This window comes from Fibrobacter sp. UWCM, assembly GCF_900129735.1.
Taxonomy (GTDB): Bacteria; Fibrobacterota; Fibrobacteria; order Fibrobacterales; family Fibrobacteraceae; genus Fibrobacter.
The window spans coordinates 1-14,499 of record NZ_FQWR01000028.1 but is presented as its reverse complement, the minus strand read 5'-3'; the positions used below and the strand labels follow the sequence as shown (position 1 = coordinate 14,499).

Here is a 14,499-nt window from a genome sequence, read left to right as displayed (position 1 = left end):
TGGTCAATAAAAAAGGCGCCAAAGGCGCCTTGCTAAACACACAAAACACCGCCAAAGGGTCACCTTGGCGGTTAAATTCTGTAGCCGGAGCGGGAATTAGATTCCGAGTTCCTGGGCGACGGCCTGAATGCCGACCTTGTTGATGGTGCGGAGACCGGCGGCGCTCACGCGGAGGGTCACCCAGCGGTCTTCTTCAGGAATGTAGAAGCGCTTCTTCTGGAGGTTGGGAAGCTGCTTCATCAACTTCTTGCGGTTGGAGTGGGAAACCATGTTGCCCACGAGGCCGGCCTTACCGGTAACTTCACAAATGCGGCTCATAATAAACTCCGTTGTTTTTCGGACACCAATTTTAGATAAAAATCACTGAATTGTCAAGGCTAAAGTTAATCCTGCAGCTCTTTGGGCAGGTTAAACTTGGTCGATTCCAGCAATTTTATGAAATTTTCGGTATTTAGGGGGCTAAAACGGGCTTTTAGCCAGTCCACCACCTCCTGGACCAGGATCTCGGGTGCGCTCGCCCCGCTCGAAATGCCCACGGACTCGATGCCTTCGAACCAGGAGGGGTCGAGGTCGTTCACGCCGGCGATTAGGTGGCTCTTGATGCCCTGCTCCAGGCCCAGTTCCATGAGTCGGGTGGAATTCGAGGAGTTTTTCGCCCCCACCACGAGGAGCATGTCGACCTGCTTGCAGAGGTCGAGAACCGCCGCCTGCCGGTTGCCTGTCGCATAGCACAGGTCGCCCGCATTCGGGCCGACGATGTTCGGGAATTTCGCCTTGAGGGCGTCGATAATCTTGCGGGTTTCGGCCACGGAGAGCGTCGTCTGGGTAATGTAGGCGAGTTCCTTGCCCTCGGGTACGGCGACCTTCGCGACGTCAGCCTCGTTCTGGATGAGCGTGATGGCGCCTTCGGGGAGTTGCCCCAGCGTGCCTTCCACTTCGGCGTGCCCCGCATGCCCGATAAGGATGATGTGGCGGCCCGCGGCGTAGTGCCTCTTGGCGCTGTAGTGCACCTTGAGCACCAGCGGGCAGCTTGCGTCGAGCACCTTGAGCCCGCGCTTTTCGGCATCGGCATAGATGTGTTCTGCGACCCCGTGTGCGGAGAATATCACGACCGAGCCTTCCGGAACCTCGTCGACCTCGTCGACGAACACGACGCCCTTCTCCTTGAGGGTGTCCACCACGAACTTGTTGTGCACTATCTCGTGGCGCACGTAAATGGGGGTGCCGAACTTTTCGATGGCTTTTTCGACCACGTGGATGGCACGGTCGACGCCGGCACAGAACCCACGCGGGGTGGCAAGTACGAGTTTTTTCATTTAGACCGCTCCCTGCGGAATTATACTGCGGATGTATTCGACAAACTGGCGGTAGGAATCCTGGATTTTCGCCTTCTCGTGGGTGAGGAACGTGCTCACGAGTTTCGGGTCGGGAAGGTTCCGCCTCGCGTACCCGGCGGTGGACATGAGCTGTGTCAGCACGCCTTCGCGTACGAGTGCCGCGACGTTTTCCTTTTGCCCGGTAGCGAACGGCCCGATGCAGGTGGCGACGCCCATCTGCAGGGGTTCCCAGAAGTCGTGCACGCCTATCCCGCGGCTGAACGAGCCGCCCACGATTGCGGTGCGGGCCTTGCTGAACACGTCCTTGGTGAGCCCGAATTGAGTCACTATCGAGACCGTTCCCTTCTGCACGAGCGGCCAGTCCACGACCAGGAGTTCCTGCTCGATGAGCGCCTTGCGGAATGCCTCGACCTCGGTGAGCCTGCGCGGGATGAGCACTACGGATTCCTGCCGCTTGATGGAAGAGACTATCATGCGGCTCAGGCTTGCCCATTCGGCCATGTGCATCGAGACGAACACGGTATCGATGGTCGGGTTCTCGTTGCGCGCGATATCCTTGCCCGCCCTAACCCAGGGGAGAATCTTCCAGTCGCCGCCTATCATGGTGTTCGCGATGTTGGCCTTGGAGGCGACGTTCATGAACCGCGAGAGGTCGCCGCCGGTCTGCATGCTGGCAAACCCGACGGGCGAAAAGTCTATGCCCGGGAACGAACTGCGGTAGCGGCCCGAGACTATGGCGACGGAGGGCTTGATGCCGAGCGTGCGCATTGTCGAGATGTAGCCCGGCCAGAGCTCGTTTTCGGCGAGCACGAGCGCGACGGGCTTGACCTTCTTCACGAAGGCCTTCATGGCGGTCTGCGTGTCGGCGGGGGCGATGGCCGCCTCGATTTGCCCGCCCGATTCCTGTAGGAACTCGACCACCTCCACCTTCTGCGTGGTGATGAGGATCCTGGGCAGGTTCGCGATGTCCTCTTGCAGGAACTTCGCGAGGTTCAGGAGCATCTTGCATTCCCCGAGGCTTGCCCCGTGCATCCACAGGAATGGGCCTTCGGGCCAGGGACCGTTCAGGCGGTCGCCGATATGGAACCGTGTATTTACGGCAGGGACCTTAGCGACAGCCTTGGCGGCAGTGCCAATGGCGAATCGTGCAAAATCAATCGCGTTAAACATGTTTATCTCAGGCCGTGTAGATTTTGAGTAGAACCATTATCAAATTAAAAAATACGAACCAGAACCACGTGGAGGCGTCGGCGCGGAATGCCTGTAAAACGGTGCGCGCGGGGCTGCTGCCGGAGTTGCGGCAGAAAAGCGCCTCGATATTCGCGGTGGTCATCGGTGTTCTTTGGGCCCAGGCGCGCCAGATGTCGCCGAACTTTTCTTCAAGGAAGCGGTCTTCGGCGCGGGCGAGTGCGAATTCGAAGAGGACAATCGCTATAATGAAGATGTGGAAGAGCCCGCTCACGCCGAGATGGAAAAAGATTGCGCCCAGCGCGATGTAGGTGTTCGACGTGTACAGCGGGTGGCGCATGTGGGCGTAGGGCCCTGTGGTAACTAGAGTGGCGGCCTCGTGCGTGGAGCCGCGCGTGTGCTGGCCTATAAACTGGCGGGCCCTGATGCGGAGTGCGATACCTAAGGCGTAAAAGAGAAGCGTGCCGATGTAGGGTATGCATGTCGTGCCTCCGCCCTTTAGGGCAAGGGCATCCAAAGATACTTGCGGGAAGGGCGCTGCGGGGCAGGCGAGGAGTGCTATGGCGAACAGCGCGAGGATATAGCCGCGGAATCGGTAGAGGATATCGCTAGCCTTTCGCACGTTCCATCTCCACTACGTTGAAACGGGACTGCGCCGTAGCGCTGAACGGGTCGTGACTCGCCATGATGACCCACTTGCCGAGGGCGGCTGCGGTATCGAGGAATGCGAGCAAAATGCGCTCGCGGTCGTCGAGCGCGATGGCTGCCATCGGTTCGTCGAGGAGGACGGTGGGCGAGTCGCTTGCGAGTGCCCACAGGAGGGCGATGCGGGAGCGTTCCCCGCCCGAAAGACCCTGCTTTTCGAGCAGGCGGTCGGTACCGGCGGTTCGCGCGAAGTTTGCGAGAAGGTCTGCTTTCGGGATGCTTGCGGGCTTGTCGTTTATCGCGGGGCTGTTGTTTATCGCGGGGTTGAACGTGCCCGCGGATTTCGGGCTTTTTTCGGGTGCCGAGTTGCCCGCGGATTTCACGCTGTTAAGTTGTTCTATAAGCAGGCGGCGGGGCGGGAGTTCCAGGTCTTGCGGGATAAAGAACACGTTTGCGGGCTGGGCTGTTCCTTCGGGCAGTGACTGCGCAGGTGTATCGCGGGTCGCGGCGTCCCACTCCTCGAGGCCTGCGAGCAGGCGCAGCAGGGTCGATTTCCCGATGCCGTTCTGCCCGCGTAAAAGAACGGGCTTTTCTCTGGACAAAGTAATCCCGAAGTCGCGATAGACCGGCGTATCGCTCCCCTCGTAGGTGAAGTTCCCGTGCGCGATTACAATGCTGTCGTCATTGCGAGCCTCGGAGAGGCGTGGCAATCTCGAACCCGCCTCCAGACCGCATGCGTCGCCGGCATCCTTAGCGGCGCCGTTTAAATCCTGATTAGAACGGTCCGCCGCCCGCATCGGCAACCCCTCGAATTCCTCCAGCACGTCGCAGGCGCTCGCCGCGGCCCGGAACTGCGGCACGGCGCGGGCGCATTCCTTCACCGGCTTGTAGCAGAGCAACAGCGCCGAGCAGAACAGCACGAGCCCCGTGCCGTCCATCCACCCGCGGGCGATAAGCATCGCGCAGAATGCGAGAACCGCGACCATCGCCACCACCGAGAGCGTCTCCATCGCGATGGAAAGCGCGTTCTTGCGGATGCTCGCGTCTAGCCCCTTGCGGTTGAGCGTGCCAGCCTCTTCCGAAACCTCGCGGGCGAGGTGCTCGATTTCGGCATTGCCGCTCCAGTTGCGGTATAGCCTGCGGGCGGTATTCAGTGAAAGCCTAAAGTTCGACCGCGCGTACAGGAGCGATTCTTCTTGCGGGCCGAGCGCGTGGAGCCTGCGCTGCATCCAGGCGACAAACGGCACCACCGCTGCAAACAGGAACAGCGTGAGCGGCCATGAGATGTATAGGAGCACCGGCAAGAAGATGGCGAGTTGCAAAAGCGCCTGCACCAGCTGAAAATACGCCCCGGCGTTGCTCTGGAGCGAAAGTGTCGCCTCGTAGGCGGCCTCGACCTTCGCATCGCCCGAGCCGTCGTGGAAAAGCCGGGGCGAAAGCGTGCGGATGCGCCCGAGGAACCACTCGGTGACGCTTTTCCCGGTATTGAACAGGAATGTCTCGGAATTGCGGGCCTTCGCGAACATGAACACCAGACGGAGCGCGGCGAGAAGGGCCATCAGGCCTGCCCATTCCCAGAGGGTAAACGGCGAACTGCCCTCGAGCAGCCCCATGAACGAGCGGATGCCCCACAGGAGCCCCGCGTCGGCGAGGCTTGCCATGAGAGCGAGCGGCAAATACCACAAAATCCCGCGCAAAAGGGATTTTTTTAGCCTTTTTTTGATGTTCACCGAAAAAAAATACAAAAAATGTCGCTCGGCCCCCTTTACAAAATCGCCCGATTAACTATATTTGGCCCTACATAAGACGCCCCTATCGTCTAGTGGCCCAGGACTCGGGATTTTCATTCCCGCAACAGCGGTTCGAAACCGCTTGGGGGTATAAGAAGTTCAACCATTTGGTTGAACTTCTTTTTTTTGGTTGATCCTAGCGCCCAAAAATGTCTTTTTTGTCAAAAGTGGGGATTAAAACACCTCGAAATACATAATTCAATCCCCAAAATCTTAGTTTGTTTGTGCTTCGGGCTTCATAAAAAGCCAAAAAAGGGGATGGAACTGCGCAAAAAAAGCATTTTAATCCCCACTGGAGGCTCTTTTTGAGGGGCCAACTCCCTAATTCATACCAAATATTGTTACTTTGTTCTGAAAATTGGGGATTGAAAAGCCTCGAAACATCCCGTTTAATCCCCAATTCCCGCAAAAATGCTTTTTTTTACACGCCTTTTCCCCTGAGAAAAGCCCAATTCGCGGCCCCGCCTGTCCCTCATCTCGCGGAATAGGTTATATTTATAAACTAGGTTTATTGAGCAAGGACAAGCCCAAATGAAAAAAGCCGATTGTAAAGCGTTTTCCAGAAAAACTGTAATAGCTTTCGCCATAGTTTTTATGGTTGCCTTGATGCTTGGCTTTCTTTTGGGCCAACAGACAAACCTTGATTCTTCAAAAAATAAAATACAGACGCCTTCAATAAATTTATCGAGTGTGGCGGAAAATAAGATCGATTCTCTTCAAGTTCAAAAAACGGATGTCCAGTGTTTCGTCGAAGCCTTGATTATTTCGATTTATCCGAATACCGCCCTTCGCTTGAATAATTGCAAAGCAGCCCACGTTGATGTCTTGGAAAACGGTTTCAAGAAATTGGCGGCCAAAGATAATGGCAAGGATGTTTTAGCAGCACTAAAGAATTATTTGCATTCAGATGTAGATTTGGGCGATTTTGTCTTTTTTATCAATTTGCTGGGATACCAATTGTCACTTGATAATGGAACAATAGGAGGAGGTTCCAAGAATTGGATTCTATATCCTTATAATCTATTGAATCCCTATGCATCTTTATATCCAGAAGCATATTATTATTCCGCTCTTGGCAATCTTTACGGATATAAACCATCAAAAGATGATTGCGAAACTGCATTAGAATTTTACAATGAATATCGCAAGTTGGGTGGGAATATTGAAATTAAACTTGAGGATTTTTGCAAGGATTAGAATTTTGTGGAGTAATCCATCACGAATATGGCGGTTTTTATTGAAACTGGTCTAAACAGGAAATGAACAGATGAATTTGAAAGTCCTTAAACGAACGTTCGCAGAAATAACAAAAAGCATCGGGCTCGAAACGAAATTTGGGGGCTTTGTAAAAGAGACTGAAGAAGTCATTATCGTTCTTTCATTCCAAAAATCAAATTATTCTTCTCAGGTATATTTAAACATCAAGCTATATATTCAAGGCGTCTTTGGAAAGAATTACCAACTTTCTCGAGAAATGGTTGTCAACGATGTGGGGGATGTCTTTCGACGGGCGCCCAAAGATTACGATCAAATTTTTGATTTGGGCTTCGATTTGTCCGATAATGAACGAATTGAACAATTAAAAGCGTTTGTTGATGAATTTTTAAGCGGATTTATTCAACAGGCATCAACTGTAAAAGGTATTATGTTATTGGCGGAACAGGGAGAACTGTTTTTGTTTCCTGCGGTAAAAAGTGAACTTGAAAAAATTTCCGAGCGGAATAGGTTATATTTATAAATGTGAATTTTTTTTGAAGGTCTGAATTTATGGATTATGTGATTATGAAACCTCGCCTTGTGTGGGTTGTACTTTTTCGTGCGCTTGGTGCTTATGTTATATATCTGACTATATATGCGATTTTCTTTGAAGGTTTGGAACTGCAATTAGAATTCCTGGGGTCTCTCGTTTTTGCAAGTTTTTCTTTTGGGGTCTCATGTTGTTGTATTGAAATCTCGAAAGATGGTGCTTTATATTGCTTGAAGTTTGGTTCGAGAAGTTTTTTGGGGGGGAAGAAAATTGCTCCTTGGGACTACGCAATGATAGATATAGGATGGATATTTCCATTTTACCTTATGGATGGTTTTGAAAGACAGTATAGATCATATCCCTTTTTTTTATTTGCAAATTTTCTGGACCTTATAATTTTTATCCAAAAAGAAATACCGCACGATAAAATGAATCCTAAATCCAGAGAGAGAATTAGACTACTTGCCCAAAGGTATCGAAGGCTGAAAAAGAAACACAGAATATTATATTGGATTTTGAATAATGTTTAATTCTTAAGGTCTACATGCTAAAATCTGCTCCCATAAGAATAATTCTCGGACTTCTCTCGGCGGTAGCTTTTTTCGGCCTGTTTTATCCGTTTTTCGTTTATCTTGTGTTCGGAATATCTAGCGGCAATTTTTATTACCATTGGGATCGGTCAAAACATGTAAAATTCGATCGCGAAAATCGAGATGATATTTTCGAGGGTGGGCCGGCTAAATTAAAGGTCTGCTTTATTGAAGGAAAGCAATGTTCTTTTTCATATGAAACGGATGAGGGACGTGAAGTGTTGGCCTTTTGCCCGGAAAATGATAAATGCTATATATCTTTATTCAAGGGTGCTTTTTCTTTTTTCCCTGAGAAAAACTATGAAGTCGGAAATAGGAATGTTACAGAAATAGATTCGTTTCGTGTAAAACTTCACGGACTTGCGATGCCTTTTTTAGAGAATCCAGGATTTTACTTTTTTGCCATGGCTTTTTTTGCTATCGCCATGGGCCTTTGTTTTCTTGGAATTAAGAACGGAATAAAAAAAGTGGACTACAGGGCGTCTCTATTTTTCTTCGTGGGGTTGGGGTTATTGATTTGGTGGGTTGTTTGTTATGCTGAATCGAAAATTCTTTTCTTGCACTTTTTTGCTCTAACAGGAATAGCTGCTGCAGTAGGGTTTGTTTTTTATAGGCTGTTTAGAAAGAGGGTGTTGACAAATGACAAGCCTGTTTAAATCAGCCAATTTATCAAATGTCATTTTTTCAATCGTTTCAATAGCGATGTGCGTTATGCTGTTTTTATTCTTGAAATCGAATGGCTTTGTTGCGGCGGATGTTTTTGATATGCAAGGCAACCCAGATATTGTTTATAGTAGGGATTTAATGAGTGCTGGGTCTGATGACGATGGCGTGGTTTGGCCAATGATGTTTTTCAGAGTGCTTTTTATCTTGATTACCTTGCTGAACTTGAAAAAGAGAAGATTAATCTTTTTCATTCTGCCGTTTGTCTTCGATATAATCTGCTTGTGCCTGATTTCTGATACGTCAAGCGTGGGCAGGACCATCGCCCATAATGGAATGTTTCTCGCTTGGTTCTTGACGTGGATTGCTAGTTTCGTGGCGTGTGTTATTGTTCTTTTGAAATCCGCGGCCCCGCCTGTCCCTCATCTCGCGGAATAGGTTTATTTATAAGGAACTGCAATCTTTGTAATTAAGAGGTCTGCATATGATGCTCTCTAAAATTAGACAGACGAAACTAGGCAAATTCATCTTTGCTGTTGGTTGCCTATTTCCCGTAAGCATAGTGTTTCTTATTATGTTGCTCTTCGTGTACGTTGATATTCACGAAAAGTGGATTAAGGATTGGACTTCGTCTTCTTTTGAAATGGAAAAAAATGCGGTCGAGACGGATTTTTATTTTGAAAGCGCCGTAATTGAGGATGAAAAAAAAGTCACTATATTTGGAACAAAGAATAGACTTAGAAGCGATAATAACAAACCCGTCGTTTTGCAAACAACGGATGGTGGTAAAAATTGGAAGAAGACTGAAATCGACTTGGATTTTCAGGCAGCCTCTTTTGATCGTATTGATGATTGCGTTTATATGGTCGGTTCCATTGATAGCGGAGATTCTGCAATCAGTCCGGTTTATGTTCCTAATGGGAATTTTGAAAAATGGGAATACGTCGGAATGGCGGAATCTCCTAAATTAGGATTATACTATCTAAACAAAGACGAGTCATCGGAAAAGATGGCTTTGCTAGAAAGAAACGCCCACCAAGAATATTTTGATGAACGCCTTTGCAGTAGTGATGGGCGAACGTATGCCCATAATGACAGGAATTGGATTATTTGCGGTGACAACAAAACGAAGGAGGTCCGTATTTTACATAAATTAGGAAATGAGTATAGAGTGCATAGCCGTTTTTCGTATAAATGGCATTGGGGAATTGGGGCCGTTTATGATTTGGAACCGTCTGACTTCTATGCTAAGGCTGACGTGATGGTGGGAATTCTTCAATTTCAGGTGAGCGTATTTCAGATGATTCACTACCTGTATTATAGCGTTGATGGTGGAAAAACATGGCAGAACGAGAAAATGCCTGTTTTCGCATTTGAACGTTTGGCTGTAACGGAAGATAAAATTGTTGTTCTTGGCTTTGACCAGTTTTACAAGCAAAAACGTGGAGAAATCACAATCCTCACGATGCCGATACCGAAAAACTAACGGATTGCCTACAGCAGGTAAATTTTTACTCCATATTGCAAAGCCATTCGCTTGCTTTTCGGCAAAGAAAAGAGTATATTTAAGATAGACAAGAGGTTCAATTATGTCGGATACCGCTTTTGCAGAACTCGAATCCCAGGTGGAAGAACTCCCCCTGTTTCAGATCGTTGTCCTTCGGCAAAAGTTGGACCGCATTCTGGAACGCAAAAAGTCAGCGACTAACGTGGCCGCTGGTCTTGCCCTGCTTGATGAATTCGCTGGTTCAGTAGAACGCGAAATTGACTACAAGAAAGAACGCGAAGAAAGCAGGGATTTCTAAATGAATCTGCTGATTGATTCAAATGTCATTCTTGACATGGTTCAACATCGTGAACCGTTTTTTCGCGAGTCAAAAGAAATCATCGCAGAATGTATCAGGCAGAGCCATTTCGGTTTTGTAACGGCGCATTCCCTTTGTGACATCTACTACATTCTCCGCAAGGATATGTCTGCCGAGCAAAGGTTGAAACTGGTAAATATGTTCTGCCAGTTCTTTACAGTTATTCCTGAAACGGCTTCGGATTTCACGGCTGTCACAGAAAATCCGGATACCGAAGATTTGGAAGATGGTTTGCAACAACAGTGCGCTGCCCGTTTAAATCTCGATTATATCGTTACGCGAAATATTGACGATTTCGGGACATCCACCGTTCCTGCCATTGAACCCGGGCAATTCCTGTCTAAATTTTTCTAGTATATGAACAAGATGGAAAACTCCGCCAAATGGCCAAAGGAACGTTTCGATGCGGAACTCGAGAAGGGCTACAATGATATGCTGAACGGTCGTGTTACGCCTTGGAACGACGTGTATGCCAAACTCTCCAAAGCCATCTCCGAAATCAATAACGGAGCATCGGTCGTCGATGCAGAAAAATTCATCAAGGGCTTGATGAATTCATAACCCCTGATAAGCAAAAAAATCCTCTGCGGGGAAAGTGTTGTCGCGGCCTCGCCGATTCCCTTTTTCGCAAAATAGGTTATATTTATAAACAAGGTTTATTGAACAAGGACAACTCCAAATGAAAAAAGCCGATTGTAAAGCGTTTTCCAGAAAAACTGTATTAGCTTTCGCCATAGTTTTTATGGTTGCCTTGATGCTTGGCTTTCTTTTGGGCCAACAGACAAACCTCGATTCTTCAAAAAATAAAATACAGACGCCTTCGATAAATTTATCGAGTGTGGCGGAAAATAAGATTGATTCTGTTAAAGTTCAAAAAACGGATATCCAGTGTTTCGTCGAAGCCTTGATTATTTCGATTTATCCGAATACCGCCCTTCGCTTGAATAATTGCAAAACAGCCCACGTTGATGTCTTGGAAAACGGTTTCAAGAAATTGGCGGCCAAAGATAATGGCAAGGATGTTTTAAAAGCCTTGAAAGATTATTTGCATTCAGATGTGGAGTTGGGAGATTTTAAATTTTTTATCAGTATGTTGATATATCAATTGTCTCTTGAAAATGGAACAATAGAAGGTGATTCAAAAAATTGGATTCTATTTCCGTATAATTTATTGCTTCCTTACGCATCTATATATCCCGAAGCGTATTATTATTCTGCGTTAGGTAATCTTAGACGTAGACGCGAACCGTCAAAAGATGATTGTGAAACGGCATTAGATTTATACAGTGAATATCGTAGGTTGGGTGGAAATATTGAAATTAAATTTGAGGACATCTGCAAGGACTAAATCTTTGCAAAGCCTCTCCCTGCTTTTGGCGGCACGGCAGAACGTGCGGTGAGTTGAATAACGGATTTTTTGTATTTTTATCGAAAAGCTAGCCTTGATGTAATCAAAAAAATATTCTGTATTTAAAGCGAATCAAAAAGAATTGAGAAATTATGGAATTTGGTTGTATGAGCGCATTTATAAATCGCAAAATACAATTTATGGAAAAAACATAGAGAAGTATAGTAATGATTATGTTAAATAAATTGATTGTTTCATTCTGTGTGCTTGTGAAAATATCGTTTGCTTTTCAATCAGACGATTTGTTCACAAATAACAACAATCCTGGTCCGCCTCCAAATATATCGGTCCCGCTTGTTTACTCTATTTGTTTTGCTTTGGATTCAAGCGAAAAGGTATATTGGGGAAAAGTAATTCTTTTTGAACAGAAACGGATTGAGTTGAAACCAAATTATGACGAAGTAAAAAACAATATGTTTTTTTCAAAAGAAAACACAAACCTTATGCTGAAGGAAGTTCAAAACAATCAATTTTTCGAAAGAAAGTTGATTGTTGAAGTAGACAAGGAATTTGATAAAGAGAAAAAATTATGGTTTTCTTCATTAGAATCTATTTATACTTTTAAAGATACCGTTGAATGTGGAATTTTATGGACAAACTATGATTTTGCAAGAACATATCAACCTTGTAGAGAAATTTCTTTTTCACAAAATGAAAAAAATTCTTTGAGTCACTTATTTTTTTTATCGAAAGGAAAAATTTTTGCATTTTCAAAAAAAACATTTGAATATATTGACTCAAATGTTTTTGAATGCACATACATAAAGGAACTATCAAAAAAAAGAATTTTTCCATTTTATGATGCAAATGGAACGTCGCAAGAATTTGACAAACGAATGAAGCAAGGTCTATATTTCAATCCCAAACAACTTAGTGATTATAATTTTTATCATCCTACAAATGTAGGATGCTTTGCATCGGCTGATGCTATTTGGCTCGGGACAATATATGACGAAGGAGTCGTAATAGACACCATAAAGAAAACGAATGAATGCATTTGGAGCGAAAATTTATACAGCGATTCGCTTGAGTCTTCCCGAAAAAAAAACAAGAAATATACAGAATATAAAATAGAATATAAAGTGAATGTGCAGTTTCAATTAGAAAGACCATTTAAGAAATTAAAATGGAAAAAAATGAGTATGCAGAATCAAAAAAAAATGATAGGCAGGATGGTTGTTGGAAATGCTTCGTGTAATTTCATGTATTTCCCATTTTTTAGCGATGAGAAACATTTAAACGATGGAAAAGAGCGCTTATTTTATGTGAATAAAATTGACGGCGATTCTTATCTTGCCTATTATTCAGAACCTGTTATTGCAAATGAGTTTGTTAAAGACAAGGATCCTGGAGGATGTATTTTGCAAGAACATGTGTATAATCATGCTATAATTCCATTTGCAAACAACATAAATGCAATTGATTATTTGTTAAAACAACCATAAAGAGTTTGCTACTGTATATTGTTTCAGGATAGATTTTTGATGAGCAGGATGCGATTTCTCAAAAATTAAGAAGATGAATTTTTATCCGTTATTTTATGATTGTTTGTTTATGAATAATTTATACAATGGATAATCTAGAAATTTAAAGTAGTCTACATGAATAAATTAAGAAAAAAAATACTTGTGATAGCCACAATTCCTATAGGAGTAGTTCTTCTTTGTCCTTTATTTCTTTTGGGTTTAACAAAGTTGTTTGAATTAGACGATAGATGGCGAAAGGAAGAATTTTCAAGCCTTTTTCAAAAAGAAACTCGTACATTTGACGAATTACAGGAGTTTATTCTAGATACAATAAGATACAATGAAAAAACAATTACAATATATGGGTTTAAAGAAAAAAAGCCAATCTTGTTGCTGTCTTTAGATGACGGTAAAACTTGGAAAATGACAAATACAAGTTTGAATGAAAATATTCTCTTCAGCGATGATTCTGATAAATGGAACTATTGGGGAATGGGAATGATAGAAGGAAAAATTGGAGAAATTTATGTAAACAAACTTGATTCTTTTTTGAAGAGTCCGAATTTTTTGCTGGAAAAGAGAAAAAAATACTATCTGAACAACCTTTGCAGTACCGACGCGGTATATGCGCAAAAAGAAAAAAATTGGATTGTTTGTGGATACGACGAATACGCCTCATCTACATATGAAGTTCGTATTTTGCATAGAAACAGAGACGGATTTCATATTTTTAGTACTATTCCTTACAAGAGACATATATGGCTTTCTGATGCTTTAAATCCATCTGATTTTTATGTTAAAGATTCTCTAATGGCCGGAATATTTAAATTTAGGGTGGGAGCCGGTCGTTGGTTTCATTATTTGTACTATAGTATTGATGCAGGAAAAACATGGCGGAATGAAAAAATTCCATCTTTTGATAAAGAACGTTTGGCCGTTATAAAAAATAATATTATTGTTCTTGGGGTAAACTATTCTTATAATGAAAAAAAAGGAAAGGTCACCATTCTCACGATGCCGATACCGAAAAAATAATCTTATAGAAGATGAAAAAGCCTGTAGCCATAATAATTTCCCTTGGCGCCCTTGCGGTGCTATTGTTCGTTCTTCTGATTATTCAATCTAATTGTGTGGGCAACTACTATATGACAAAGATTGAACCGGTATATATAATTCCGAACGAATCCAGCTTGTGCAGGTTTGAAGTTAACCAAATGAACAACGGCTCTGGTGACTGGTGGATATATGGTCAAGACAATAAAAACTACTATTACTATATCGGCCACGACTCATTGCCGTATATTACTTTTTCGAATGGTGCCGCTCAAATATGTAGTGGCTTCGATAAATTGAACGTTAATACATGGTGTGGTAAAATTACCGAAGCATTCAAAAGCAGGGATACGACCGTCACCTACGCAGAACTTTTCGACGATGGGTATCACGCTCTCCTGTATCGTTACAACTATCCTGATGTGCTTTTTTTTGTCAAATTATCAGATTCGTCTTTATATGAAGTGGATAGCATTGTAGATTTCTATTATGACTTTACTGTATATCAATCAGAAGCGGATTTGATAAAAAACAGACGTGATGTATTGGAAAAAATGGACGGCGGAGACCGGCTTAGAAAAATGATTGATTATGGAATGATTTTACATCCTATAATGAATCGCTTTGCAGGGGAATTATTTATTGTTGATGAGAAGATGTAAATTTCTTTCTGTAAAATCAAAAGAGCCTGAAATTTTGCGCTTTTGGGCCCTATAAACAAAAAGTGGAGTTTCCACATCCTATTTT

Annotated in this window: 18 protein-coding genes and 1 tRNA gene; 14 read left to right on the top strand and 5 right to left on the bottom strand. The window is 44.6% G+C overall.

Features of this window, described 5'->3' with window-relative positions:
- Positions 1–96 precede the first annotated feature (96 nt).
- The 5 genes from rpmB to BUB22_RS14290 all read right to left on the bottom strand — a co-directional run bounded on the left by rpmB (position 97) and on the right by BUB22_RS14290 (position 4,846).
- Entirely contained in the window at positions 97–318 is a 222-nt protein-coding gene (gene rpmB, locus BUB22_RS14310; RefSeq protein WP_072812793.1) for a 50S ribosomal protein L28, read from the bottom strand.
- Between the two features lie 65 nt (positions 319–383).
- Positions 384–1,316, bottom strand: a complete 933-nt coding sequence (gene ispH / locus BUB22_RS14305) for a 4-hydroxy-3-methylbut-2-enyl diphosphate reductase (protein ID WP_073116206.1) — start codon at positions 1,314–1,316, stop codon at positions 384–386.
- On the bottom strand, positions 1,317–2,507 hold the full coding sequence (locus tag BUB22_RS14300) for a glycosyltransferase N-terminal domain-containing protein (RefSeq protein WP_073116204.1): 1,191 nt from the start codon (positions 2,505–2,507) through the stop codon (positions 1,317–1,319).
- A gap of 7 nt (positions 2,508–2,514) precedes the next feature.
- Complete coding sequence (locus tag BUB22_RS14295; protein WP_073116203.1) at positions 2,515–3,147, bottom strand: methyltransferase family protein; 633 nt, start codon at positions 3,145–3,147, stop codon at positions 2,515–2,517.
- A complete protein-coding gene (locus BUB22_RS14290) occupies positions 3,134–4,846 on the bottom strand; it encodes an ATP-binding cassette domain-containing protein (RefSeq protein WP_073116201.1) in 1,713 nt (570 codons plus the stop codon). Before BUB22_RS14290 ends, BUB22_RS14295 begins: the two co-directional genes overlap by 14 nt.
- A 132-nt stretch (positions 4,847–4,978) precedes the next feature.
- On the opposite strand from BUB22_RS14290, the gene BUB22_RS14285 reads away from it, so the two are divergent.
- The 14 genes from BUB22_RS14285 (at position 4,979) to BUB22_RS14215 (ending at position 14,414) form a co-directional block, all read left to right on the top strand.
- Positions 4,979–5,051: transfer RNA gene (locus tag BUB22_RS14285), tRNA-Glu, on the top strand.
- 440 nt (positions 5,052–5,491) lie between these two features.
- The gene (locus BUB22_RS14275; protein ID WP_139259024.1) at positions 5,492–6,157 is read left to right on the top strand and encodes a hypothetical protein; all 666 of its coding nucleotides are present in this window, start codon (positions 5,492–5,494) and stop codon (positions 6,155–6,157) included.
- A 70-nt stretch (positions 6,158–6,227) separates the two neighbouring features.
- Complete coding sequence (locus tag BUB22_RS14270) at positions 6,228–6,698, top strand: DUF4304 domain-containing protein (RefSeq protein WP_083535561.1); 471 nt, start codon at positions 6,228–6,230, stop codon at positions 6,696–6,698.
- Positions 6,699–6,727: 29 nt separating this feature from the next.
- The gene (locus tag BUB22_RS14265) at positions 6,728–7,237 is read left to right on the top strand and encodes a hypothetical protein (protein ID WP_073116196.1); all 510 of its coding nucleotides are present in this window, start codon (positions 6,728–6,730) and stop codon (positions 7,235–7,237) included.
- Positions 7,238–7,251: 14 nt separating this feature from the next.
- Positions 7,252–7,953, top strand: coding sequence for a hypothetical protein (locus tag BUB22_RS14260; protein WP_073116194.1), 702 nt, complete (start codon positions 7,252–7,254; stop codon positions 7,951–7,953).
- Positions 7,937–8,398 carry a hypothetical protein gene (locus BUB22_RS14255; RefSeq protein WP_073116192.1) on the top strand — a complete coding sequence of 154 codons (462 nt, stop codon included), beginning with the start codon at positions 7,937–7,939 and terminating at the stop codon, positions 8,396–8,398. Before BUB22_RS14260 ends, BUB22_RS14255 begins: the two co-directional genes overlap by 17 nt.
- Positions 8,399–8,444: 46 nt before the next feature.
- Positions 8,445–9,446 (top strand): hypothetical protein, encoded by a 1,002-nt coding sequence (locus tag BUB22_RS14250; RefSeq protein ID WP_073116190.1) that lies wholly within the window; start codon positions 8,445–8,447, stop codon positions 9,444–9,446.
- 103 nt (positions 9,447–9,549) lie between these two features.
- The gene (locus tag BUB22_RS14245; protein ID WP_073116189.1) at positions 9,550–9,765 is read left to right on the top strand and encodes a hypothetical protein; all 216 of its coding nucleotides are present in this window, start codon (positions 9,550–9,552) and stop codon (positions 9,763–9,765) included.
- The gene (locus BUB22_RS14240; protein ID WP_073116187.1) at positions 9,766–10,179 is read left to right on the top strand and encodes a type II toxin-antitoxin system VapC family toxin; all 414 of its coding nucleotides are present in this window, start codon (positions 9,766–9,768) and stop codon (positions 10,177–10,179) included.
- A gap of 3 nt (positions 10,180–10,182) precedes the next feature.
- A complete protein-coding gene (locus tag BUB22_RS14235; protein WP_139259023.1) occupies positions 10,183–10,386 on the top strand; it encodes a hypothetical protein in 204 nt (67 codons plus the stop codon).
- A 118-nt stretch (positions 10,387–10,504) separates the two neighbouring features.
- On the top strand, positions 10,505–11,173 hold the full coding sequence (locus tag BUB22_RS14230; protein WP_073116183.1) for a hypothetical protein: 669 nt from the start codon (positions 10,505–10,507) through the stop codon (positions 11,171–11,173).
- A 227-nt stretch (positions 11,174–11,400) separates the two neighbouring features.
- Positions 11,401–12,678 carry a hypothetical protein gene (locus BUB22_RS14225; protein ID WP_073116181.1) on the top strand — a complete coding sequence of 426 codons (1,278 nt, stop codon included), beginning with the start codon at positions 11,401–11,403 and terminating at the stop codon, positions 12,676–12,678.
- 156 nt (positions 12,679–12,834) lie between these two features.
- Complete coding sequence (locus BUB22_RS14220) at positions 12,835–13,734, top strand: hypothetical protein (RefSeq protein ID WP_073116178.1); 900 nt, start codon at positions 12,835–12,837, stop codon at positions 13,732–13,734.
- Positions 13,735–13,745: 11 nt separating this feature from the next.
- On the top strand, positions 13,746–14,414 hold the full coding sequence (locus BUB22_RS14215) for a hypothetical protein (RefSeq protein ID WP_073116175.1): 669 nt from the start codon (positions 13,746–13,748) through the stop codon (positions 14,412–14,414).
- Positions 14,415–14,499: the final 85 nt, after the last annotated feature.

Coding starts and splice junctions, on each gene's coding strand:
- BUB22_RS14225 (WP_073116181.1), top strand. CDS start 11,401: ATGATTATGTTAAATAAATTGATTGTTTCATTCTGTGTGCTTGTGAAA.
- BUB22_RS14255 (WP_073116192.1), top strand. CDS start 7,937: ATGACAAGCCTGTTTAAATCAGCCAATTTATCAAATGTCATTTTTTCA.
- BUB22_RS14250 (WP_073116190.1), top strand. CDS start 8,445: ATGATGCTCTCTAAAATTAGACAGACGAAACTAGGCAAATTCATCTTT.
- BUB22_RS14230 (WP_073116183.1), top strand. CDS start 10,505: ATGAAAAAAGCCGATTGTAAAGCGTTTTCCAGAAAAACTGTATTAGCT.
- rpmB (WP_072812793.1), bottom strand. CDS start 318: ATGAGCCGCATTTGTGAAGTTACCGGTAAGGCCGGCCTCGTGGGCAAC.
- BUB22_RS14215 (WP_073116175.1), top strand. CDS start 13,746: ATGAAAAAGCCTGTAGCCATAATAATTTCCCTTGGCGCCCTTGCGGTG.
- BUB22_RS14260 (WP_073116194.1), top strand. CDS start 7,252: ATGCTAAAATCTGCTCCCATAAGAATAATTCTCGGACTTCTCTCGGCG.
- BUB22_RS14265 (WP_073116196.1), top strand. CDS start 6,728: ATGGATTATGTGATTATGAAACCTCGCCTTGTGTGGGTTGTACTTTTT.
- ispH (WP_073116206.1), bottom strand. CDS start 1,316: ATGAAAAAACTCGTACTTGCCACCCCGCGTGGGTTCTGTGCCGGCGTC.
- BUB22_RS14270 (WP_083535561.1), top strand. CDS start 6,228: ATGAATTTGAAAGTCCTTAAACGAACGTTCGCAGAAATAACAAAAAGC.
- BUB22_RS14245 (WP_073116189.1), top strand. CDS start 9,550: ATGTCGGATACCGCTTTTGCAGAACTCGAATCCCAGGTGGAAGAACTC.
- BUB22_RS14240 (WP_073116187.1), top strand. CDS start 9,766: ATGAATCTGCTGATTGATTCAAATGTCATTCTTGACATGGTTCAACAT.
- BUB22_RS14220 (WP_073116178.1), top strand. CDS start 12,835: ATGAATAAATTAAGAAAAAAAATACTTGTGATAGCCACAATTCCTATA.
- BUB22_RS14275 (WP_139259024.1), top strand. CDS start 5,492: ATGAAAAAAGCCGATTGTAAAGCGTTTTCCAGAAAAACTGTAATAGCT.
- BUB22_RS14300 (WP_073116204.1), bottom strand. CDS start 2,507: ATGTTTAACGCGATTGATTTTGCACGATTCGCCATTGGCACTGCCGCC.
- BUB22_RS14235 (WP_139259023.1), top strand. CDS start 10,183: ATGAACAAGATGGAAAACTCCGCCAAATGGCCAAAGGAACGTTTCGAT.